Here is a 22,186-nt window from a genome sequence, read left to right as displayed (position 1 = left end):
TGGATTCTCAGCACAATTGCGGAATACTAGGGCCAACTCATCCCTATGCGTCTGCCCCCTGCTATGGATTGTCACCGTGCCGTACCCGCCGTAATGCAACAGCGGCCCCGCTACCGCCAAGATATTCGCGCCCCCCGAGGACTTAGATTTCAGCTACGCGACGCCTTGGCTGGCTCGGGGCGGCGGGGGCTGGTGCTGCTGGCTACGGATATTTTGGCGCTGGGGCTGTCGTGGAACATTGCGCGATCGCTCAACCAATTCTTCTCACCCATTCCGCCTCAGCTCGTATGGTGGACTTGGCTGGGGCTGCCCAGCCCCTTTTGGGTGCTGGTGGCCTGTGCCGTGGGGCTGTTTGCCTACGGTGGGCTCTACGACACCAAATCACAGGGGCAAAAGCACCTGCGGGCGGGCAAGCTGCTCAGCCTGGTGTATCTGAGTGCGCTGGTGGTGATGTATTTCTACGACCCCAAGCTGGATTTGCCGCGATCGCTGTTTTTCTCGGCCTGGTTTAGCGGGGTGGGGCTGGTGGTAGGGCTGCGGCTAGTGGCAACGCTGCTGCTGCGCCCCCTCACCCAATCCAAGGTGCCCGCCTCAGTCTTTCTGATTGCCCCTGCCCCCCGGCTCAAGCGCCTGGCCGATGTGCTCTCTCAGCGGGCTAGGGTTCCCGTCATTGGGGCAGCCCTGGCGACCACCGCCAACTCTGCTACCACCTACCAGGCGATTTTGGCCTCCGGAGCCACCCTAGTGCTGGCTGAGAGCATTCCCTCCGCCGACCTGGCCTCTGAGTTGTACTGGAAGCTGCGGCGGGCGGGCATTGCCATGCAGCTGCTCCCCACCAGCCGCGACATGCTCTACCGCCGGGGCACCCCCGAGACTGTAGCAGGCTTGCCGACCCTGCGTCTCGACGCCCCCCTGATGGGCGGCTGGGACTACCGCCTCAAGCGCTCGATGGACTACCTGGGGGCAGGCCTAGGTGTGATCGCCCTGGGGCCAGTGCTGCTGGGCATTGCCCTAGCGATTCGCCTCGACTCAGCCGGGCCAATTTTCTTTCGCCAGGAGCGAGTGGGCCTGCACGGCAATATCTTCCAGGTGTGGAAGTTTCGCACCATGGTGGTCGATGCGCCTCGGCTCCAGGCCGAGCTAGAGCAGCACAATGAGTCGGCGGATGGGGTGCTCTTCAAGGTCAAGCACGACCCGCGCATTACTCGGGTAGGCCGCCTGCTGCGCCGCACCAGCCTCGATGAGTTGCCCCAATTGTTTAACGTGCTCTGCGGCCAGATGAGCTTAGTGGGGCCGCGTCCGCTGCCGGTGCGCGATGTGGCCAAGTTCGACGGTTGGCACAACATTCGTCACCAAGTGCTGCCGGGGGTGACGGGGCTGTGGCAAATTTCGGGCCGTTCTGACATCGACACCTTTGATGATGTGGCTCGCCTCGACCTGCACTACATCGATAACTGGTCGCTGAATTTGGATCTAGAAATTCTCACCGCCACCCTGGGAATTGTGCTCTGGGGCAAGGGGGCCTATTGACCGCCGATTCTTCCCCTTCGCCAGGGGCAACAGATTCCGGCGATGCGGCGAACTCGGGAATTGACCACCGTCGGAACGGCTGGACTGGCCAAAAGCCGGGGCTATGGCTGGCCGGAGGACTGATGCTCCTGATCTTTAGCTGGCTGCCGCTGAGCTATTACCGCATGGTTGGCTGGGCCTGGATTTTGCTGTGGCAGGCAGGCGGTATAGCGCTGTTGGTGGGGCTGTGGCGGCGGCTGCACTATCCAGAGGCTTGGAGCACTGACGCAGCACAAGCATCTGGCTCAGAGCCCGAACGAGCTTTCTACGCCCTGGGTTACGGACTGGATTGGGTGGCGCTGGGGATGGGTCTTGTCCTGGCCCTGTCGGCGCTGGTGTCGCCGTTTCCCCGTGTGGCGCTGTGGAATGTGAGCCTGGTGGTGACCTATATTGCGGTGCTGTATTTCTACCGCAACGTGGTCGATGCGTCTGGGCCCGGCCAACGCAGCTGGCTGAGTCGCCTCCGGCTGTGGTGGGGTTTAGTCGTGGTGGCCGCCGGGGCCGCAGTGGTGAGCCTGACCCTCTGGCGACCCGACAACGCTATGTGGGCGGCAGACAATTTTCTGACGGCGCTGCGCAACCATCAGCCCCTGGGGCACCACAACTTTGTGGGCGGCTATTTTGTGCTGATGCTGCCCCTGGCGGTGGCGGCGGCGGTGGCTACAACGGGCTGGCTGCGTGGAGTTTGGCTGATTTCTGCCGGACTGATGCTGGTGGCGTTATACGTCAGCGGATCGCGGGGGGCGGCGCTGGGGCTGGTGGTGTGGCTGCTGATCACTTGGCTAAGTCGCTTTAGAGATCTCAAACCATCCCAGCGCTGGCGCTGGGGTTTAGCTGGCCTGGGGGGAACTGTGGCTCTGGGGTTGGCCCTGGCTAGCAATCCCCGCATTCGCGCCTGGTTTAGCGCGGGCGGTATTACCGACGGCCCGACCCTCGATCGCTGGTTTATGTTGCGATTGGGCGGCAATATTCTGCGCGATCGCCCCTTGTTTGGCATTGGCCCCGGTGTTATGAGTCGGGTGTCAAACCTCTATCGCCCGATCGAAACGGGGGCAGGCCTAGAGCATATTCAACAGCTCCACAATACCCCGGTGCAGATTGCGGGGGAACTGGGGCTGGTTGGGTTGGGGATATTTTTAGCTGGGATTGTGCTCGTTCTACGGCTGTGGATCGGGCTTTGGCGGCAGCCGCTCGAAGCCACGGATCGGGCGCTGCTGGGAGGCATTGGCGGCAGCCTGTTGGCCTACGGAGTCTCTAGCCTGACCGATTATCAACTGGAGAATATTCCGATCGCAGGCACGCTCCTAGGAATTGTGGTGCTGCTGCTGGTGTTGGGCGATCGCTATCTACCCACGGCCACACCGTTGGGACAGGCTGCCAGGCGGCGATCGCGACTGGCAGTTTCTCTATGGCTGGGGATACTGTTGACCCTATGGCTACCCTTCACACTCACCGTGGCCTACGGTGCCCTGGCCGATCGCGCCTTCTACAACCAGCAGCTCAACCTGGCCGACACCCGTTGGTACAAGGCCCACCGCCTCAGCTCTTGGGATCCGACTGCTTCGGCGGTAGCTAGTGAAGCGCTGTGGGGTCTCAACCAGGTTTTGGGAGAATCTGAAGCGCAGGATAATGTGCGATCGCTGCTGCTCGACTACGCCCACCAGGCCCAGCAGGCCGCCCCCAACGATGCCTGGTTCAACCACAATCTAGCCGTTTTACACCAAACTACTGACCCAGCTAAAGCCCTGCCCTATGCCTCCCGCGCCGTGCAGCTCATGCCCCGCCACCGCCACTACGGCTACTGGCTGCTGGGCGATCTGCTGCAGAAGACGGGGAACGAAACAGGTGCCATTGCTGCCTTCACCCTAGAAGCCCTAGTCAACCCTGCTGCGTTGACTTATCCCCAGTGGCAAGCCGCTCCCTATCAGGCGATTTATGCCTCTGTGGTGCAGGCCACCCTCGCCGAATACGATGCCCTACTCAAAAACGTTGTTCCTAGCGAGCCTGGTTTTGCCACCCTTTACGAAACCCGTGCCCTACTTGCCTGGTGGACTGAGCAACCCACCGTGGAGGTCGATCCCAATGTGCTACGACCTGTGGTTTCGGGGTTGCTCTTAGCCGAATCGGATCCTGAGGCTGCCCTTGAGGCGGTAGCGCACGACCTGCGTCTGGGGCAACACAGCCCCGAGCTGAGGCTGCTCGCCGCCTGGCTCGACCCCAGCACCTATCCCATCAGCCCGGCCCAGCCCCAGGATGGCCCACCCGACCTAGACGATGTGCTAATTGAAGAAAGCCTTGGCACCCAACCGCTGCGCCTGTGGCTGACCTCCGTCGTCACCGACCCAGAGGAGGGCTATCGAGGGTCGCTCACCTTCGCCTACCGCAACTACCAGGCCAAACAAATTACCCTCATGCTGACGCCGCAAAACCTCCAGCACTATACCCTGGTAGCCAAGCTCAACCTCTTCCCGGCCTGGCCGAGGGAGTTTCCTGCCCTCGACCATCGCCTTGAGGCTCTCCGCACCCAAGCTCTGGGCCTGCCCCACCCGACCCACAACCACTTTCACCTGACAAAATCAGATTAATTTGCCCCCCTTACCCATCTACCCAAGCCATGACCGAGGATGCCCTACCCCAGCCAAAACCCTCAGCCCAAGATTCTAGCGATGGCACGCTGCTAGCCCTGCTCATAGCAGCGCTCTACGTAGTTTTTACCCTGCTGCCGGGCAGCAGCACCTTGATAGTGGCTTGGCCCTGGGTATTTTTGTGGCAGGTAGGGCTGACTTTGCCCATGCTGTGGCTGCTGTGGCAGCTTTGGCACCGCCCTTTCAAAAAATTGGGGAACGGTTTCGACTGGGTGGCCCTGCTGGCCGTAGTTGGGCTGGTCGTCTCTACGATAGGGGCAGAATTTCCGGCCCAGGCGCGATGGTATGGGTGGGCGGCGGTGGGGGCGATCGCTACCCTCTATGCCCTCGGTAGCTGGCTCCGCCATCCCCAGCGGTTCCACACTCTGCTGCGGTTTCAGGGCTACCTGGGTCTAGCCTTCATTCTGCTCAGTCTGGTGCTGTGGATCACCCAGATCTATCAACCTGAGCTGGCGCGGTTGTCAACGCTTCAGGGCTACGGCGTCAATCAGACATTTAACTTTGGCCTCACCAGCCTGCGCAATTGGCAGCCCATCGGCCACCAAAACTACGTGGCGGGCTATCTGGTGCTAGTGCTGCCTTTGCTGGCAGGGCTGGCCTGGAGCGATCGGGGCTGGCGACGCTGGCTGTGGCTAGCGGGTATGGTGCTCGGCTTGCTCAACCTTTACACCACCAGCTCGCGCGGCGGCTGGCTGGCACTTATGGTCACCGGATTGATCGCGGTGGGCATTTCTCTGCTCTACAACCGTTTGCCCCGCCCCCTGGCGTTGGCGATCGGCGGCACCGCCCTGGGCTTGGGGGTACTGGGCATCATCGCCAATCCGCGCCTGCGGCAGGTCTTGGGCAGCCTAGCCCAGGGCAATTTTGCTGGGGGAGAATTGTCCTACCGGGTGGTGACCAACGTCACGGGATGGCGCATGGGCCTGAGCCGTCCCTTTACCGGGGTGGGGCCGGGCAGCGTGCCGCTGGTCTACCAGAAATATCGCCCCCACTGGGCCGGGCGCGATGCCGAGCTACAGTTCCAGCTGCACAGCACCCCGGCGCAGCTGTGGGGGGAGATGGGTATTTGGGGCATCGCCACAGCCTTGGCCCTAGTACTGGTGCTGGTGCTGCTAACGGTGCGGTGGATGCGGCGCGGCGCGCAGGATACCCCCAACGGGCTGCCCCCGGTGCTGGTGTGGAGTCTGCTAGCGGGGCTGTTTGCTTTTGGGTTGATGAGTCTGACCGACTATCAGCTGGATATTCCGGCGATCGCAGGCACCCTCGCCCTCTATCTGGCCGTGCTCGCCTGCACCTTCAACCCCGTTTCCACAACCGAGGACTTGGCTTCGTCGCCCCGTCGTCACCGCTGGCTGGCCGGAGCTGGCCTCGGCCTGATGCTGGCCATGACCCTCTGGTTAGTGCCCACCCACCGTGCTTGGGGCACCGCCAGCAGTGGCTTCTCGGCCCTGACAGCAGAACCTGCCGATATCGATCGCTTTGCCAACCAGCTAGAGCAGGCCCATAAGCTGTCCCCCTGGGAGCCCTACTACCCCTACCAGCTGGGCTACCACCTGGGCGAATTTGCCCTGCAAACGAGCGATAACCCGCCCCTGCGCCAGGTGCTGCTTGACGATGCGATCGCCTGGTTTAAAACCGGCAATCAGGCGGTGCCCTACCAGGAATTTGGCCAATCGAACCTGGGCTGGCTTCAAATTGAAAAGGGCCAGTTCGATGAGGCTGAGGCGTCGTTTAGGGAGGCGATCGCCCTGGTGCCCGCCAAAATGGGTGTGTTCTTTGGTCTGGGGTTTGCCTGCCTGCGAACCGGCGACCTCGACTGCGCCACCGAGGCCTTTACCCTAGAAGCCATCCGCCATCCTGCCCTGGTGGCCAGTCCTCTCTGGCGAGTGGAGGGCTTTGCCGATATCTATCCTGCCGTGCTCAACCAGGTCGAACAGCGCTACGGGGAACTGCTCCAGCAGACCGAAGATCCAACGTTGACCAGTTTTTTACACCAGGCTAGGGGCAGTCTGCGCTGGTGGCGCGGTGATTTGGCTGGGGCAGGCGAAGACTGGCAAACCAGCGGCGGCGACCTTCAGCAGGGCTGTCTCACGCTCGCTGAGGGCCAGCCTGTGGATGTTGACACCTGGCCCGAAACCCCGGCCAAGTACGCTATTCTGGCCTGGCAAACCCCCGATCAGCGCCAAGCACTGCTAGAGAGAGCCTGGGTCACTCAGCCCGAAGATATTGATGACCTAGCTCTAGCTTTGCCGGAGCCCCAAATGATTACTCAACTCGTTGCTAGCATGGCAGGTGCTGCGGATTTCACCGATTGGCTTCAGCGCACGGCACCGAGCTGGCAACCCCGCAGCCAGCGCCTGGGCTTTGGGATCCTTAGCCGCCATATCGACGGGCCTAACCCCTCGGACTTTTTGCCTCGGGTAGAGAACATCCCGGTGGTGCAGTTCTTCGAACCGCTGTTTACCTCGCCGACGTTCTTGCCAGCGCTGGATAGGGCCTTGGAACCGTATCAAGCTGAACTGCGATCGCAATAGCCGTTCCTGCCGTCTCGGCACTGAATCTTGCGTCGGCCCCCAAGCCCGCAACACCCAATTCAATCAACCAGTAGAGGCCTCGGCGCACCTAAGTCAAAGGCTTCAGAGCGAATACCCTGAAGCCTTTGAGGATAGCGAGAGAGGATTCGACCCTAATCGTCGGCGTGGGCGTGACGGTTATAGAGGAAGTCGAGGGCTTCGTTGCGCAGCTCGTAAAACTTGGGGTCTTCCATCATGCGGGCGCGATCGCGGGGGCGGGCAAAGGGCACCTGCATGATTTCGCCGATTTTGGCGGCAGGGCCGTTGGTCATCATCACCACGCGATCGCTCAAAAACAGCGCTTCGTCGATGTCGTGGGTGATCATCAGCACGGTGATCTGGTGGTCGCGCCAGATGGTCAACAGCTCCTCTTGCAGTTCTTCTCGCGTGATCGGATCCAATGCACCGAAGGGTTCGTCAAGGATCAGCACCTTGGGACGCAGGGCGAGGGCACGGGCAATGCAGACCCGCTGCTTCATGCCCCCGGAGAGGGCGCTGGGCTTTTTGTTGGCCACATCGGCCAGACCCACCATCTCCAGGTGCTCCATGACGATGTGCTTTTTCGCGGCTTCGGGCTTGTTGGGGAAGACCGAGTTAACCCCGAGGTAAATGTTTTCGTAGGCGGTGAGCCAGGGCAGCAGCGAGTAGTTTTGAAACACCACCATGCGATCGGGGCCGGGTTCCTGAATGGTTTGGGATTGCAGGCGCACTTCGCCGTCGGTGGGCTGGCGAAACCCGGCCACCATATCCAGCAGGGTCGATTTGCCACAGCCTGAGTGGCCAATGACGCAGACAAATTCCCCTTCATTGATGGCCAGATCGATGCCGTCGAGCACCACAAAATCGCCTGTGGGGGTGGGGTAGACCTTAGAGAGGTTGTCGAAAATCAGGAACGGTTCCTGGGTCTGACGGTCAATGGTGGACTGGGTAGGGGAGTTGAGCACTTGCATGATTTGGGGAGTGAGTGGGTGGGGAGCTGGGAGTGGATAGGTGGGCAAGAAACCGGGTCTCTGGAGAGGAGTTAGCCTAGGTCAGGAATCCACAGAAGCAACCCGGTTTCTGAATAGCCGGAGCCTCTACCGTGCGTTGGCAATATCCATGGGGATTTCTTCGATGCGTAGGTCGCGCTTGATGGCGTATTGCTCCAGGTATTTCAGCGGTTCGTCGGGGTCAAAGACAACGCCATCAAACAACTGAATGGGATGGCGATCGCGCCCTGTATCCACCAGCCCCAGCTCGCGGGCGGCTTGGCCAAAGATGTCGGCCCGCTTCACCCGCTCGGCCACGGCCAGCCAGTTGCGAGGGAAGGGTGTAATGCCCCAGCGGGCCATCTGGGTCATCATCCACACCGCCTCAGAGACGTCGGGGTAGTTGGCCTTGCCGGTAAAGAACTGAATGTAGTTGAGCACCGGCTCGGGATCGCTGCCGTCGCCGCGATCGTAGGGATCTACAAAGCCTTGACGAATGAGAGCTTCGTCAGCCCCAACATATTCGGGCTTGCAGAGCATGTCGGCAATCTCTTCGCGGTTGCGGCGATCGTCGCAGTATTCGCAGGCTTCGAGCAGCGCTTTGACCAGGGCCACGTGGGTCTTGGGATACTGTTCGGCCCAGGCTTCGGTGACGCCGAGCACTTTCTCCAGGTGGCCGGGCCAGATGTCGTTGTCGATCGCCATCACCACGCCCAAACCTTCGCTGACGGCGCGGGCATTCCAGGGTTCGCCAACGCAGTAGCCGTCGATGGTGCCCGCCTTCAGGGTCGAAACCATCTGCGCCGGGGGAATCACCGTGACGCTGACATCGCGATCGGGGTCGATGCCGCCAGCGGCCAGCCAGTAGCGCAGCAGCAGGTTGTGCATTGAGGTGGGATGCACGGCAGCCAGGGTGTGGACGCGATCGGGACGGCGATCGATCGCCGCTTTGAAGTCGGCCAGGCTGCGCACGCCCTCGTCAAATAGACGCTTGCTAAAGGTAATGGCGTTGCCGTTGCGGCTGAGGGTGAGGGCGCTGACCATGGGCCTGGGCTGCTGGTTGCCGTAGCCCAGGGTCATACCCAGGGGCATACCCGCCACCATCATGGCGGCATCGAGGCGGCCAGTGGCCACGCCGTCGGCGATCGCATTCCAGCTCGGCTCCCGGTTCAGGGTGACGTTGCTCAGGCCATGGGCCTCAAACAGGCCCTTTTCTTTGGCGACGACCAAGGGCGCACAGTCGACCAGGGGAATAAAGCCCAGTTCCAGATTGACCTTCTCCAGGCCATTGGCGGCTACGGCCACCACGGGCTTGGCCTTATGCAGCTTGGCCCGCTTCTGCTGGTTGAGGAAGTAGACGATCTCGTTGCGCAGGCTGTAGTAGTTGGGGTGCTTGACCACCTCCATGCGCTCGCGGGGCCGGGGGAATGGCACATCGACAATCTGGCCCACGTGGGCCTCGGGGCCGTTGGTCATCAGCACGATGCGATCGCTCAGCAGCAGCGCCTCATCCACATCGTGGGTGACCATGACGCAGGTGACTTCGTTTTCCTGGCAGATCTGCATTAGCTGTTCTTGTAGCCCGCCGCGCGTCAAGGCGTCCAGTGCCCCAAAGGGTTCATCCAGCAGCAGTAGCTTGGGGCGAATGGCCAGGGCGCGGGCGATCGCCACCCGCTGCTTCATGCCGCCCGAGATTTGGCCAGGGCGCTTGTTCGCCGCCTTTTGCAGGCCCACCATCTCGATGTGGTGGTCAATCATGCGATCGCGCACCGCCTGGGGATGCTTCTTCATCACCCGGTCTACCGCTAGGGCAATGTTTTCGCGCACCGTCAGCCAGGGCAGCAGGGAATAGTTTTGGAAGACGACCATGCGATCGGGGCCAGGCTCGGTGACCTGCCGCCCTTCGAGCACAATGCCGCCCGCGCTGGGCTGATCTAGCCCTGAGAGAATGTTGAGCAGGGTCGATTTGCCGCAGCCCGAGTGACCTACCAGGGAGACAAACTCCCCTTTGTGAATTTGCAGGTCGATGTTTTTGAGGGCAATGTACTCGCCGCCTGTGGGCAGCTTAAAGACGCGATCGATATGGTCAACTTCAACAAAGACAGACATAGCGCTCAGGGAATGAAGGTGCAGTTCGAGCGAGCAAGCCAGAAAGTTTGGCGGCGTAGGGTGGGCATTGCCCACCACACACCTTTGGCAGAATCACAGGTTTAGGTCAGCGCGTCCCCTGACACATTGGCGATTTGACCGCTGGGTCGTGCAGGGGAACGGTGGGCAGTGCCCACCCTACTGCTTCTGTTCTTCGGGCAGCACCAGGCCACCGACGAATACAATCAGGCGATCGAGCAGCAGACCGACAATACCCACGTAGAGAATGGCGATGATGATGTCGCTGATGCGGGAGCTGTTCCAGGCATCCCAGATGAAGAAGCCGATGCCCACGCCGCCGATCAGCATTTCTGCCGCCACGATCGCCAGCCAAGATAGGCCAATGCCAATTCTCAATCCGGTGAAGATGTAAGGCACGGTGGCCGGAAACAAAATTTTGAAGAAGTACTGAGACTTAGATAGCTGGAGCACCCGCGCCACGTTGTTGTAGTCTTGCGGAATCTGGCGAACACCCTCGGTGGTGTTGATGATGATGGGCCAGATCGCCGTAATAAAAATCACGAAAATAGCGGAAGGATTCGCCTGCTGAAACGCCGCCAGCGAAATCGGCAGCCAGGCCAAGGGCGGCACCGTGCGCAAAATTTGAAACAGGGGGTCGAGGGCGCTATACATTAGCGAGCTGGTGCCCACCAAAATGCCCAGAGCTATGCCGACCACCGCCGCCAGGGTAAAGCCCAGGGCAACCCGCTGCAGACTAGTCCACACCTGCCAAAACAGACCCTTATCGGTGCCACCGTAGTTAAAGAAGGGGTTGATGATCAGTTCCCAGGTTTCTGTCACCGTGCGCACCGGGGTAGGCAGGTTGGCATCAGGCCCCATGGTGAGCACTTGCCAGATGACCAAGAAGATCAGAATCGCCACCACCGGGGGAATCAGTCCCTTGAGCGCATCCAGAGACGAATTGGCGAACTTTTGCAGGTTGAAGCGCGATCGCGTCGGGCGAATATCGAGGGGTGCCGTCATTGGGGTTGCATCTCCAGGATTGAGAACAGCGGACGAAGAATTTTCCAGACCAGCAAACTCAGGGCAGGTAGTTCCCCTCTCCGGGGGGAGAGGGGTCAGGGATGATCTACACCCGCTTGATCTTCAGGCTGTCGAGGTACGCCTGGGGATTTTCGGGGTCGAAGGTAACGCCGTCGAAGAAGGTCTCAACTCCACGGGAGGTGCTCTTGGGAATCATGGCTTCTTGGCCCAGAGCGGTGGCCGCTTCGCGCCAGAGGTCTTCGCGGTTGACCGCATCGACCCACGCCTTGGTGTCAGTATCGGCGGGCAGCTTACCCCAGCGGATATTCTCAGTTAAGAACCACAGGTCGTGGCTCTTGAAGGGGTATGAGGCATTGTCAGCCCAGTATTTCTGCATCAGGTCGGGCAGCTCTTCGACGCGGTCGGTGCCAAAGTCGAACTTCCCTTGGGAGCGATCGATAATGTCTGAAACAGGCACATTAAACCAGGCGCGTTCGGAGAGAATCTGGCACATTTCCTCCTTATTCTCAGGCTGATCGCACCACATGGCACCCTCTAGCGCGCCCATCAGCAGCGCTTTGGCAGCTTTGGGGTTGGCATCGACCCAGTCAGCCCGCATACCCAACGCTTTCTCAGGGTGGTCTTTCCACAGTTCGCCCGTGGTGAGAGCGTTGTAGCCAATTTTCTGGTTCACCAATTGCAGCGGCCAGGGCTCACCCACGCAGAAGGCATCCATGTTGCCCACTTTGATGTTGGCCACCATCTGCGGCGGGGGCACCACAATGGTCGAGATGTCTTGGTCGGGGTCAATGCCGCCAGCGGCTAGCCAGTAGCGCATCCACAGGTCGTGGGTGCCGCCGGGGAAGGTTACTGCGGCCTTGAGTTCTTTGCCTTCGGCCTTGCGCTTGGCAAACACCTCTTTGAGCGGGGTGCTGTCTTTGGTGACCTTGAGATCGAGGTAGTCGTTGGAGAGCGAAATACCCTGACCATTAGTGTTGAGGCGGGCAAGAATGTACATTGGCACCTTCTTGCCGTCGGTGACAATGCCCTCAGAGATCAGATAGGGCATGGGGGTGAGAATGTGCGCCCCGTCAATGCCGCCGCCGCCAGAACCCAGCACCAGGTTGTCGCGGGTGGTGCCCCAGGAGGCCTGCTTCTCAACCGATACGTCGGTCATGCCGTACTTGTCAAAGAACCCTTTGACCTTGGCGATAATCAGCGGGGCAGAGTCGGTTAGCGCAATAAAGCCCAGCTTGGCGGTGGTCGTTTCTGGGGCCTCGGACGAGTTGGCGGGCGCTGCGGTCGGGGTGTCTGACGAAGCTGAGTCAGATTCGCCCTGACTGCAAGCGTGGAGCAGCACAGTACCGGCTGCTGCGGTGCCGGCGGTCATCAAAAATCTACGGCGATTTAGTCGAGTCATATTGTGCTCACTCCAACGTTAGGCAATGTGGTGAATTGGAAAAAAGAATCGGGTAGCGGCATCTCACCGTTGTAGTCATCCCCGAGGAAATCTGAGTCTCAACCTAAATTGCTGCTCACAGAAGCCAGTGTTTAGCTCTCTATAAAATCAGAAATTTTCTAAACAAACTGTGGCAATGTTGGCAGAACAAACAAGAGATAGGTGATTGATTAGGAGGCTTTGGGCTAAGATTCGCCCCTAGATTAGCCAGACTCTAAGCTGGATGCTGCAAAAAGGAGAGCTTCTCTGTCAGGTTAAGCCGTTTCAGTAAAGCAGTGTTTAGGATTTACAAAGCCGCAGCCCCACGATTTTTTGCTTACTACAAATACCGAGGGAAAAGTCAGCATTTCTGCGGCCTTACACTGCGGTATTTGAGCTTAAATTATTCAAACTTCGCAACGTGTTTTGTATTTTTAGTTACGCTTTGTAGCAAGCCATCCTTTTATCGCATGAGCAACATGTAGGATTTGCATAATTCGCCGCGTAGGTCATGGCTCAGCCCAGCGCTTACCATAACAACAGCCCAAGCTATGGGTTGAGGTTGTGTAGAGGGCTGCTCTAGGAGCGATCGCAACCATGGTGTTGCCAACGAAGTGGCGAATATTGCTGACGGTGCTGCCGCTGACGGGCCTGTATGGGCTGGCTAAGGTGGCCGTACACCGTTTGGGCTGGGAACCGTGGGCCTTTGACCCCCTCACCGGGTCGCTGTTTGGGGCGGCAACTTTTGTGATTGCCTTTGTGCTCAACGGCACCCTGAGCGACTTCAAGGCCAGTGCTGATATGCCGGTGCAGGTGGCCAATGCCATTGAGGCCATTCAAGACAGCAGTTTATTGGTGGCCAAGGCTAACGGAGAGTATGACCCTATCCCCCTGACTCGAAATCTGGTGGCTATTGTGCAGGCTATCCTCGACTGGCTAGAGCAAGAAAAACCCCAGGATGCGATCGCCCCTAACCTCGACCAGCTCAACGTCTCCTTGGCGGGGATGCTGCCCTACACCAGCGGCCCCATCATCAGCCGCATGCAAGCGGAGCAGGCCAAAATTCGTCTGCTGCTGGCCTACATTGGCATCAATCGCGATACCGACTTTATCGGCCCGGCCTACGTGCTGCTAGAGCTGTTTTTGGTGGGGGTCTTGTGCGCCCTGCTGCTGATTGGTTCTGCCAGCTTTAGCGAAACCCTGGTGGTGTCGTGCCTGCTGTTTACTGCCTTTACCTATTTGCTGCTGCTAATTCGCGATTTGGATAACCCATTTCAATACGATGGGCGATCGAGCGTTGATGCTGACCTGTCAATCTTGGCGGCCCTGCGCGATCGCCTTCAGAAAAGCCTAGCGTCGTAACGCGTCTCAAAAGGAGTCGGGTCTCTACTGAGCTTCAGCATCAATGCTGGCAACCCGCTCAGAGACCCAACCCCCAAACTCTTAGCCAAGCATCTCGCCTTACAAGAATTTGTTGGCCATGCCGATCAGCCCAGCCATTTGCCCTAGGTCAACCTCGCCGGAGAGCACCTTTTGCAGTAGCCCGCCGCCTTGGGCATTCGACCCTTTGACTAAAAATTGAGCGATCAGCGGGGTCAAGCTTCTGACCATGGCCGGATCGGCCCCGACTCGCTGGGCGATCGCGCTAACCTGATCATTGGCCAGCAATCGCTCTACTGCCCCCGTCGCCGCGACGGTTTGCAGCGTCCCCATCAGCCCTCCCGGATTGCCTCGGCCCTTATCTTGCAGCACGCCCTGGAGGCTGCTGGCGATGCCGCCAATTTTGCTGTTGTCCACCGGGGCGTTGTTGAGGTTCCCTAGCAGTGAGCCGATCAGGCTACCGTTAGCTTCGGTATCGGAGGCGGCGATCGCCTGGTTGACTATTCCCATTAAATCCATTGTTTCACCGTTTGAATTACGTTTTGCACAGGCTAAACTCTCTGCCCAGCATCAGCAAGGCATTCTTGCAGCTAGAAGTTCCTACCGGGCGCTACCGGCGGTCAGGCTAAATCGTTTGGCGCGATCGCTCTTTTCCTCAAAGTCGATCACCGGCCCCAGGGGTACAATCTGGTGCGGGTTCACTCCAGGGTGGCTCATGTAGTAATGGCGTTTGATGTGGTCTAGGTTGCAGGTGTTTTTGAAGGCAGGCTGCTGGTACAGATCGCGCAGGTAGCCCCACAGGTTGGGGTAATCAACAATGCGCCGCAGGTTGCATTTGAAATGCACGTAGTAAACCGCATCGAAGCGGTAGAGGGTGGTGAATAGGCAGATATCGGCTTCGGTGAGGTGATCGCCGCACAGGTAACGCTGGCGATCGAGCACGCCTTCCCAGTGATCGAGGGCGTCGAATAGCTCGGTCACTGCCTCCTCGTAGGCACCCTGCTTAGTGGCGAACCCAGCCCGATACACGCCATTGTTGATGGGCTGATAGATGGCGTCGATGGCGCTGTCGATTTTGTCTTGCAGGTTGGCGGGGTAGAGGTCAACGGCATTGGTGGCCACCTCATTCCACTCCGTATCGAGCATGCGAATGATCTCTCGCGACTCGTTGTTGACAATGGTGTGGGTCTGCTTATCCCACAAAATGGGCACCGTCACCCGGCCAGAAATGTCGGGCTTGGCCTTGACATAAATCTCCCGCAAATACTGCGCCCCATTCACCTGGTCGGGAACCGCGCCAGGGTAGTCGCTAAAGGCCCAGCCTTCGTCACCCATGTAAGGATCCACTACCGATACCGAAATGGCATCAGTTAACCCCTTCAGCTCACGCATAATCAGCGTGCGATGCGCCCAGGGACAGGCCAGCGAGACGTAGAGGTGGTAGCGATTGGCCTCTGGTTTAAATTCGCTCGTACCGTCCGCTTTCGTGAAATGGTGAAAGTCGGTTTCGGGACGTACAAAGCGGCCTTTATCATCCTCTTGGCTGCGTTCTTTTTGCCACTGACCGTTCACAAGTAGGCCCAATCCCATAGGGTCTCCTTCATTTTTCTTCAAATATCGGGTTTCAGCATACGGTGTCTTGCCAATGCCGTCCTCTGGCTTGAGAAAGAATTCCACACCCCGATGTGAGACGCTAGACACCAGTGTTATCTGGATTCGCCCCCTATGCAGGTTGCCTGGCAAGACGTAAAGCCCTACGAAGACATCATTTACCAAAAGGCCGATGGCATTGCCAAAATCACCATCAACCGGCCCCACAAGCGCAATGCCTTTCGCCCCAAAACCATTGTCGAGCTGTACGAAGCGTTTTCCAACGCCCGCGAAGACAGCCGCATTGGCGTGGTGCTGTTGACCGGGGCTGGCCCCCACACCGACGGCAAATACGCCTTTTGCTCGGGCGGCGACCAGAGCGTGCGCGGCCACGGCGGCTATGTGGATGACGACGGTGTTCCCCGGCTCAATGTGCTCGACTTGCAGCGGCTGATTCGCTCCATGCCCAAGGTGGTGATTGCACTGGTGGCGGGCTATGCGATCGGCGGTGGCCATGTGCTGCACGTGGTGTGCGATCTGACTATCGCTGCTGATAACGCAATTTTTGGCCAAACTGGGCCTAAAGTGGGCAGTTTTGACGGTGGTTTTGGGGCTAGCTATCTCTCTCGTATGGTAGGCCAGAAAAAAGCCCGCGAAATTTGGTATCTCTGTCGCCAGTACAGCGCCCAGGAAGCGCTCGATATGGGCATGGTCAACTGCGTGGTGCCGATCGAACAGCTAGAGGCCGAAGGTGTGCAGTGGGCGCAGGAAATTCTGCAAAAAAGCCCGATCGCCATTCGCTGCCTCAAAGCGGCCTTTAACGCCGACTGCGATGGTCAAGCGGGGCTGCAAGAGCTGGCGGGCAACGCCACCCTGCTCTACTACATGACCGAAGAAGGCTCCGAGGGCAGGCAGGCGTTTTTGGAAAAGCGAGAGCCTGATTTTCGGCAATATCCCTGGCTGCCCTAGGCGAGGGTGACGATGTTAAGGAGTTCCTTTTATGCTCAGAGCAATCGATCGCGATCTTTGGGTGGCCGAGCAGCCCTTGCGATATTTTGGGCTGAGCATAGGCACCCGCATGACGGTGATTCGTTTGGCTAGCAGCGAGCTGGTGGTGATTTCGCCAATTCAGGTGAGTGAGGAGTTGGTAGACGAGCTGAATGAGTTGGGCACCGTCACGCATATCATTGCGCCTAACCTGTATCACTATCTTTTCGCCGCAGAGTTCAAGGCGCTGTACCCAGCGGCGACGTTTTGGGCGACGGCGGGGCTGAGGGCAAAGTGGCCAAAGTTGGCGATCGATCAGGCTATATCCGGCGGCTCGAACAGTCCATGGGACGGCATTGAGCATCTGTTCTTTGATGGGTTCAAAACCCTGAGCCCCAGTGGCCCAGATCCGCTTGAGGAATGGGTGTTCCTCCATACCGCCAGCCGGACGCTGATTTTGACGGATACGGCTTTTTGCTTTGACGAGAGTTCTCCGTGGCTGACGCAGCTAGTCACTAAACTTGGGGGCGGCTACAAAAACCTGAGTCCGTCGTTATTAGAGCGAGTGGCAACCAGGGACAAGGAGAAGGTCAAAGCTTCGGCTGAGCAAGTTTTGCGCTGGGATTTTGATCGAGTGATTGTGGCCCACGGCAGCATCGTCGAGCAGGGTGGCAAGCAGCAATTCCAGCGGGGGTACGAGCAATTTCTGGGGTGTTCACTCCAGGGCAGCTCAACGTTTACCTAAGGGGATAGGCAAGCCCACTGGGGCAGATGACGATCGCACACCTCGGTGATAGGCTGCCAAAAGCCTGTTGTGATTGGCTTTCATTGCCCATGAACCTTCTGCTTGAGCGCGTCCAGACCAGTTTGCTTGATTTGGTGGGGCAGTTTATTCAGCTCTTGCCGGGGCTGGCGATCGCCCTGGTGCTGGTGCTGCTCACGGGCTACGCCGCCAAGGTGACCCAAAAGATGGTGGGCAGAATGGCGAAGCGCCTTGTGCCCAGCCGATCGCTGCAACTGCTGGCCATGCAAGTTACCCGCATTGGCACCTGGGCCATAGGAATTATTATTGCGGCGGTGATTGCCTTTCCCGATCTGCGGTTGGGCGACATTATTGGTCTGCTGGGGCTGGGCTCGGTGGCGATCGGCTTTGCCTTTCAAGATATTTTTAAGAACTTTTTGGCGGGCATTTTGCTGCTGGTGGAACAGCCCTTTCGCCTGGGTGACCAGGTGATCATGTGCGACTACGAGGGCACGGTCGAGGCGATTAAAATTCGCTCGACCCAGCTGCGTACCTACACCGGGGAGCTGGTCGAAATTCCCAATGCGATCGTGTTTACCAGCCCGGTGCGGGTGCTGACCGCCTTTCGCAGCCGCCGCACCGACCTGGGCATTGGGGTCGATTACACGACGCCCTTGCCCCTGGCTAAGCAAACCTTTCTAGAGGTGATCAACCGCACCGACGGGGTGCTGAGTGACCCAGCTCCCGAGGTCGATGTGGTGGGCTTTGGCGATAGCTCCATCGACTTTAAGCTGCGCTACTGGACGACGCCTCAAATGGCAGAGGTGCGCCGCATTCAAACCCAGGTGGCCATGGCCCTCAAGGCGGCCTGCGACGAAGCAGGCATTTCGATTCCCTACCCGATTCGCACGGTGCATCTGTTTGATCAAACCCAGTTCAGCGAAAGTCAGCCCTTGGCCAACGGCACTGGGGCTAGGGATGCTGCAAGCTAAGGGGTTTGAGCCTGAGTCGCACTGCGAATGCAGCGGCCAATGTTGGTGTCGATTTTAAGAATGTGGCTGGTCAGCCAGTCGGCTAGCTGCTGATAAATTTCGATGGCGACCGCTTCGCTAGCGTCGCTGGCTTTGTAGCGATCGTGCAGTTGGCCAAAGTTCTCGATGAAGGTGGTGTGGGCCTGCTGGTTGACCTCGGCAATGGGGCACTTGTGCTTGGCGGCGCAGGCTTCTTCATGCTCAAAGTGCCATTCGGCATAGAACTTAAGAAAGGCGAAAAGCTTTTTGATGGCAGTGCTGCCTTTGTGGTGGGCGATCGCCAGTCCCAGATCATTGACGGCGGCAATCAGCTCTTTGTGGTGGGCGTCAATCATCGGTACGCCGGTGCTGAGGGAGTCGTCCCAGGTGAAGGGCTGGAGGGTGATGGTGTTTTCCATGGTGGTGGGGGGGGGAGAAGTTTGGAGTGCTTAGTTTTGAGTTTTGAATTCTTAGTTCAAAATTCAAAACTTGTCTTTGGCGGTTTCGTGGCTCGCCATCAGCAACGGTAGGAGGGTGGCTAGCCATAGACCCAAAGCGGTGTCATAGGGCAGGGTGAGATAGAGCCAGAGCCACAGCGTGACGGCCAGGCCCGGAGGGCTGGTGAGCAGATCGGTCAGCTTGAGCAGGCCGAGAAAGCCTTGCAGCAGTCGTAGAGCGTCTTGGGTCATGGCTACACCTTGCCTTTGAGAAAGCCGACGAGGTTTTGCAGAAAAGACTGGCTGACCGGGGCTGCACCTGCCGATTCGGCTGTGACGCTGGCGGTAGGCCCATGCTCTAGCAGGGTTGGGGTCGCGAGGTCAAAGGCGGCGGTGGGCGGGGCGGCTACCATCGGCATCTCTTCGGCGAGGCCAGTGACAATGAGGCGAAAGGCAATCTGCTGGGCCTTGGCCACGGGCAGGTTGAGCTGCTGGGCAATATCCTTGATCGCCATGGTGCCGTTGGTAAACTCCCACACCTGCCATTCGTTGGGGTTGAGGCGCAGGCTGGGCTTGCTCTCGACCACGCTGATTAGGGCTGAGGAGGGGTCGGGCAGTTTTTCGTCGAGGGCGGCCCAGTCTTTGAGGGCGCGCAGCCCGGCCAGGGTGACATCGGTGGCGGTGGCGATCAGGCCGGTCATTTCGGAGACGGGCAGCGGCGCTTTGGGGTCAAACTGAAACCAGCCGTCGGGCAGGGCAAACAGGGCGCACACCTGGCGCATCACCTGGGTATAAAACAGCAGCTTGAGCTGCTCGGCGGTGAGCACGCCCTGGTTTTTGAGGCACAGGCCGAGGGGGGTGTGGATCTGGCAGGTTTGGGCCAGCCGCGAGACGGCGCGATCGCCCATCCAGCCCCGCTGGGCAATCAACCGCATTAGACCCTGCTGGTCGAGGCTGTTGCCAGCGGCAACAATTTGCCCTTGGCTCAGCCAGATGTGGTGGTTGTGGCGAGCGACGGCGTTGGGGTCGGTGAGGGTGCAGATCGTCAACAGGCCGGTTTTATTGCCCTGTTCGACGAGCTGGAACAGTTCGGGCAACGAGAAATCGGCGAGATATCCAGTGACAGTCATGGGTGTTATCCCTTTCTGTGGGCGAGTGAGTGGGTGAGTAGGCGTGGAGGATCAAAAGAGGGATGGGTGGGAATGGGGTTGGGCTTGGGGAGTTGACGGTTTTGTACCGCTAGCTTCAACACCGCATCCGTAAATCCCGCATGTTTAACTGAATTTTCAGTGGTGCTGCCGGGCGGGCGGCTAGGTTGTAGGGGCTAAGCTGCCCGCCCAGGTAAACTGCACCAGGGAAATGACGGCCTGGGCTACCGATGCGGTTTCGTTGGCGTTGACGGCCACCACGGGCGGGCGGCGGGCGGGGTTGGGGTAGCCGAGGGCCAGGGCAATGTTGGCGGCATCCCAGGCACCGGGGCAGTCGGTGTGGGTGAGCCCGATGATCATGGGGGCGGGCGATCGCTGCTTCATGAAGGTCATGATGCGGCGGGCCTCGCGAAACTCGTGGGGTCGATGGGCCGCCACCAGCAAAATGTAGGCGTGGGCCTTTTGAATCAAAATGTCCCACATGAAGTCGAAGCGCGACTGGCCGGGGGTGCCGTAGAGGTGCAGGGCCATGTCGGGGCCAAACTGGAGGCGACCAAAGTCAAAGGCAACGGTGGTGCGCTTTTTGAGCAGCAGGGTGTCGTCGGTGGCGCGGCGATCGGTGTCTACCACCTCAATTTCGCTGACGGATCGAATAAAGGTCGACTTGCCGGCCCCCACGGGGCCAGTGACCACTAGACGCATGATTTCCATGAAGGGGTGGAGGCAATGAAGAACAAGGTCAAACGTCGTGGGGACGGAGCGTAATTCTAAATAGGCAAAGTGCCTGGGGATCGCAATGGTCAGAGATCCCCCCGGCCCCCCTTGGAAAAAAGGGGGGCTATGCTCTGCCATGGGGTGCTACATCAAAACGGCTTTTAGATCGGCCAGGGTGCGCTTGATTTCGAGCATCAGCAGGCCCTGCTTTGCCGCTTTGTCAGCCAGCACCAGAAAGACAGCGTCTTCGCCGCAGCTAGTGAGAATGCCGTAGCCCTTGTCGCCCTCGACAAAGATGCGATCGATGCCGCCACGGGCTAGCTCGCTGCCAATGCGATCGCCTAGAGAAAGCATAGCCGCCGACATGGCTGAAACCCGCTCTTCATCCATGCCGCCGGGCAGGCTAGCCGCTAGAGGCAGACCGTCGGGGGTGACCACAGCCGCCCCTTGAATGTCGGTGGTAGAGGTGACAAAGCTTTGCAAAATGTTAGTGAGTTTTTCGGTGCTAATAGCCATGATTAGTTCTCTTTTTGGTTGAGGAAAATGAAGTGAATAGAGTTGAAGTAAAACAATAGAAAAAGCGTGCGGTTAGGCGTTACATTGCCGCAGCACCGGTTTTAACTAGCCGTCTAAAGAGACCCTCAGACCAGCCGGTTTCTTTCAGCACCGCTGCCGAAGAGACTTCGATGTAGGCTTGCTCAATAAAGGCCAGGTCGACCATGCAAATTTTGGCTAGGGCTTCGCGTAGCTGCTCATTTTTGCCGTCGACCTGGGCGCGTTTGCCCGCCTCATGCACGACTACAGCCATGGCAGGCACTACGTGTTGGGGGCCGATGCCAATGCGTACGTGAATTAGACCAATGCGCCAGCGCCGCTCAGCGTAGGCATCACCCCAGTCATCCATGCCGGTAAACATTTCGTGGAACCAGGCCACAAAGGTTTCGCGCAGCCGGTGAATTCTGCCCTCAGACTCGTTGAGAATGGCATTCATCTCGGCATCGCGGCCCAGATATTCATAGAAATAGTCGGCCATTTCGGGGGCAATTTCTAAGCCCCACCCGGCGGCGGCTTGAAGTACTTGGCGGTCGGCGGCGGTGAAGCCAATGCGCGACACCATCTTAGACATAAATTCTTTGGGTTCGAGGCTCATTGGGCTAATCCTTAAAGTAGGGCTTTGTTTCCAACATCCTTGTTTTATCGCTTTAGGCCCAGGCGACAACATGGCGTGAATACCTAAGATTTCAGAATCTGGGTGTTTTTCAAGAGAGTTTAAAACACGGCCTTCTCTTTGAACTTTAATCACGACTTTGGTGGGTATTTTCTAAGATGGGGAATGCCTTTTTTACTTAAAGCCGATGCCAGCAACACACCTGCATAAATAAAGTGTTGTAACTGACTTAAACAACACTGAGGCTGTTAATATCAGTAAAGCTATGCTAAAGCTAATGTTTAGGCGATCGCACTTTAGGAACCCCTAAATTGTTTATTTCAGGATCGTGCAACCGGATCGTGTACTTATAGATGTATTTATAGATAAAAGTTGCTTTTTCTCAGAAAACTCTGGCCTGAACTAGGGTTACTTTTTTCGTCAGCGATCTCTAAGCTGAGGCGATTTGTCAATAGTATTAAGCTATGCAAAGAAAAGCCCTACTCCGCTCTGCCGCAGGCTGCGTGAGATTGCGGACATGGGCGATATATTTCTTAAGATAGAGTGGCGCAGGCAGTCTGTTGAGCCCTAGTCTGTGGCTAGAACGCTATATAGTGAGATGCGATCGCAGCGCCACAGCTTTGCCGGGCGACCAGTTGCCCCTGGCTAAAGCCGCATCCATCGCCAACCCAACCAGTTTTTGGCA

General features: G+C 58.5%; 19 protein-coding genes. 7 read left to right on the top strand and 12 right to left on the bottom strand.

The window, feature by feature from the left end; genetic code table 11:
- Positions 1–63 precede the first annotated feature (63 nt).
- The 3 genes from H6G07_RS18475 to H6G07_RS18465 are packed head-to-tail and all read left to right on the top strand — an operon-like array spanning position 64 to position 6,748.
- Positions 64–1,530 (top strand): sugar transferase, encoded by a 1,467-nt coding sequence (locus H6G07_RS18475; RefSeq protein WP_139296995.1) that lies wholly within the window; start codon positions 64–66, stop codon positions 1,528–1,530.
- The gene (locus tag H6G07_RS18470) at positions 1,527–4,154 is read left to right on the top strand and encodes an O-antigen ligase family protein (RefSeq protein WP_139296994.1); all 2,628 of its coding nucleotides are present in this window, start codon (positions 1,527–1,529) and stop codon (positions 4,152–4,154) included. Before H6G07_RS18475 ends, H6G07_RS18470 begins: the two co-directional genes overlap by 4 nt.
- A gap of 29 nt (positions 4,155–4,183) precedes the next feature.
- Positions 4,184–6,748 (top strand): O-antigen ligase family protein, encoded by a 2,565-nt coding sequence (locus H6G07_RS18465; RefSeq protein ID WP_073608071.1) that lies wholly within the window; start codon positions 4,184–4,186, stop codon positions 6,746–6,748.
- 152 nt (positions 6,749–6,900) lie between these two features.
- Here the strand turns inward: H6G07_RS18465 and H6G07_RS18460 are convergent, their stop codons facing one another.
- The 4 genes from H6G07_RS18460 to H6G07_RS18445 form a co-directional block, all read right to left on the bottom strand.
- Complete coding sequence (locus H6G07_RS18460) at positions 6,901–7,737, bottom strand: ABC transporter ATP-binding protein (RefSeq protein ID WP_073608214.1); 837 nt, start codon at positions 7,735–7,737, stop codon at positions 6,901–6,903.
- Between the two features lie 126 nt (positions 7,738–7,863).
- Positions 7,864–9,864 (bottom strand): ABC transporter ATP-binding/substrate-binding protein, encoded by a 2,001-nt coding sequence (locus tag H6G07_RS18455; protein ID WP_073608070.1) that lies wholly within the window; start codon positions 9,862–9,864, stop codon positions 7,864–7,866.
- Positions 9,865–10,041: 177 nt separating this feature from the next.
- Positions 10,042–10,887, bottom strand: a complete 846-nt coding sequence (ntrB, locus tag H6G07_RS18450; RefSeq protein WP_139296993.1) for a nitrate ABC transporter permease — start codon at positions 10,885–10,887, stop codon at positions 10,042–10,044.
- A gap of 106 nt (positions 10,888–10,993) precedes the next feature.
- On the bottom strand, positions 10,994–12,307 hold the full coding sequence (locus H6G07_RS18445; protein WP_073608069.1) for a CmpA/NrtA family ABC transporter substrate-binding protein: 1,314 nt from the start codon (positions 12,305–12,307) through the stop codon (positions 10,994–10,996).
- Positions 12,308–12,922: 615 nt separating this feature from the next.
- On the opposite strand from H6G07_RS18445, the gene H6G07_RS18440 reads away from it, so the two are divergent.
- Positions 12,923–13,687 carry a hypothetical protein gene (locus tag H6G07_RS18440; RefSeq protein WP_139296992.1) on the top strand — a complete coding sequence of 255 codons (765 nt, stop codon included), beginning with the start codon at positions 12,923–12,925 and terminating at the stop codon, positions 13,685–13,687.
- A gap of 99 nt (positions 13,688–13,786) precedes the next feature.
- Here the strand turns inward: H6G07_RS18440 and H6G07_RS18435 are convergent, their stop codons facing one another.
- Both H6G07_RS18435 and H6G07_RS18430 read right to left on the bottom strand, forming a co-directional pair.
- Positions 13,787–14,224 carry a hypothetical protein gene (locus H6G07_RS18435; RefSeq protein WP_073608067.1) on the bottom strand — a complete coding sequence of 146 codons (438 nt, stop codon included), beginning with the start codon at positions 14,222–14,224 and terminating at the stop codon, positions 13,787–13,789.
- A gap of 81 nt (positions 14,225–14,305) precedes the next feature.
- Positions 14,306–15,295 (bottom strand): glutathione S-transferase family protein, encoded by a 990-nt coding sequence (locus H6G07_RS18430; RefSeq protein ID WP_073608066.1) that lies wholly within the window; start codon positions 15,293–15,295, stop codon positions 14,306–14,308.
- Between the two features lie 135 nt (positions 15,296–15,430).
- Here H6G07_RS18430 and menB point away from each other — a divergent pair, with 135 nt between their 5' ends.
- The 3 genes from menB (at position 15,431) to H6G07_RS18415 (ending at position 18,016) form a co-directional block, all read left to right on the top strand.
- Positions 15,431–16,264, top strand: a complete 834-nt coding sequence (gene menB / locus H6G07_RS18425; protein ID WP_073608065.1) for a 1,4-dihydroxy-2-naphthoyl-CoA synthase — start codon at positions 15,431–15,433, stop codon at positions 16,262–16,264.
- A gap of 31 nt (positions 16,265–16,295) precedes the next feature.
- Positions 16,296–17,027, top strand: a complete 732-nt coding sequence (locus tag H6G07_RS18420) for a DUF4336 domain-containing protein (protein ID WP_073608064.1) — start codon at positions 16,296–16,298, stop codon at positions 17,025–17,027.
- 89 nt (positions 17,028–17,116) lie between these two features.
- Positions 17,117–18,016 carry a mechanosensitive ion channel family protein gene (locus tag H6G07_RS18415; protein WP_073608063.1) on the top strand — a complete coding sequence of 300 codons (900 nt, stop codon included), beginning with the start codon at positions 17,117–17,119 and terminating at the stop codon, positions 18,014–18,016.
- Here the strand turns inward: H6G07_RS18415 and H6G07_RS18410 are convergent.
- The 6 genes from H6G07_RS18410 to H6G07_RS18385 form a co-directional block, all read right to left on the bottom strand.
- Positions 18,013–18,453, bottom strand: a complete 441-nt coding sequence (locus H6G07_RS18410; protein ID WP_073608062.1) for a bacteriohemerythrin — start codon at positions 18,451–18,453, stop codon at positions 18,013–18,015. The two genes, H6G07_RS18415 and H6G07_RS18410, sit on opposite strands and share 4 nt — an antisense overlap.
- 63 nt (positions 18,454–18,516) lie before the next feature.
- Positions 18,517–18,723 carry a hypothetical protein gene (locus tag H6G07_RS18405; protein ID WP_073608061.1) on the bottom strand — a complete coding sequence of 69 codons (207 nt, stop codon included), beginning with the start codon at positions 18,721–18,723 and terminating at the stop codon, positions 18,517–18,519.
- 2 nt (positions 18,724–18,725) lie between these two features.
- The gene (locus tag H6G07_RS18400; RefSeq protein ID WP_073608060.1) at positions 18,726–19,601 is read right to left on the bottom strand and encodes a DUF4388 domain-containing protein; all 876 of its coding nucleotides are present in this window, start codon (positions 19,599–19,601) and stop codon (positions 18,726–18,728) included.
- Positions 19,602–19,781: 180 nt separating this feature from the next.
- A complete protein-coding gene (locus tag H6G07_RS18395; protein WP_073608059.1) occupies positions 19,782–20,330 on the bottom strand; it encodes a GTP-binding protein in 549 nt (182 codons plus the stop codon).
- A 147-nt stretch (positions 20,331–20,477) separates the two neighbouring features.
- Positions 20,478–20,849 (bottom strand): roadblock/LC7 domain-containing protein, encoded by a 372-nt coding sequence (locus tag H6G07_RS18390; protein ID WP_073608058.1) that lies wholly within the window; start codon positions 20,847–20,849, stop codon positions 20,478–20,480.
- Positions 20,850–20,928: 79 nt separating this feature from the next.
- Positions 20,929–21,483, bottom strand: coding sequence for a protoglobin domain-containing protein (locus H6G07_RS18385; protein ID WP_073608057.1), 555 nt, complete (start codon positions 21,481–21,483; stop codon positions 20,929–20,931).
- Positions 21,484–22,186: the final 703 nt, after the last annotated feature.

It is taken from the genome of Phormidium tenue FACHB-1052, assembly GCF_014696675.1.
Taxonomy (GTDB): domain Bacteria; phylum Cyanobacteriota; class Cyanobacteriia; order Phormidesmidales; family Phormidesmidaceae; genus Nodosilinea; species Nodosilinea tenuis_A.
The sequence above is the reverse complement of the archived record's forward strand: the minus strand, read 5'-3'. Positions and strand labels throughout refer to the sequence as shown.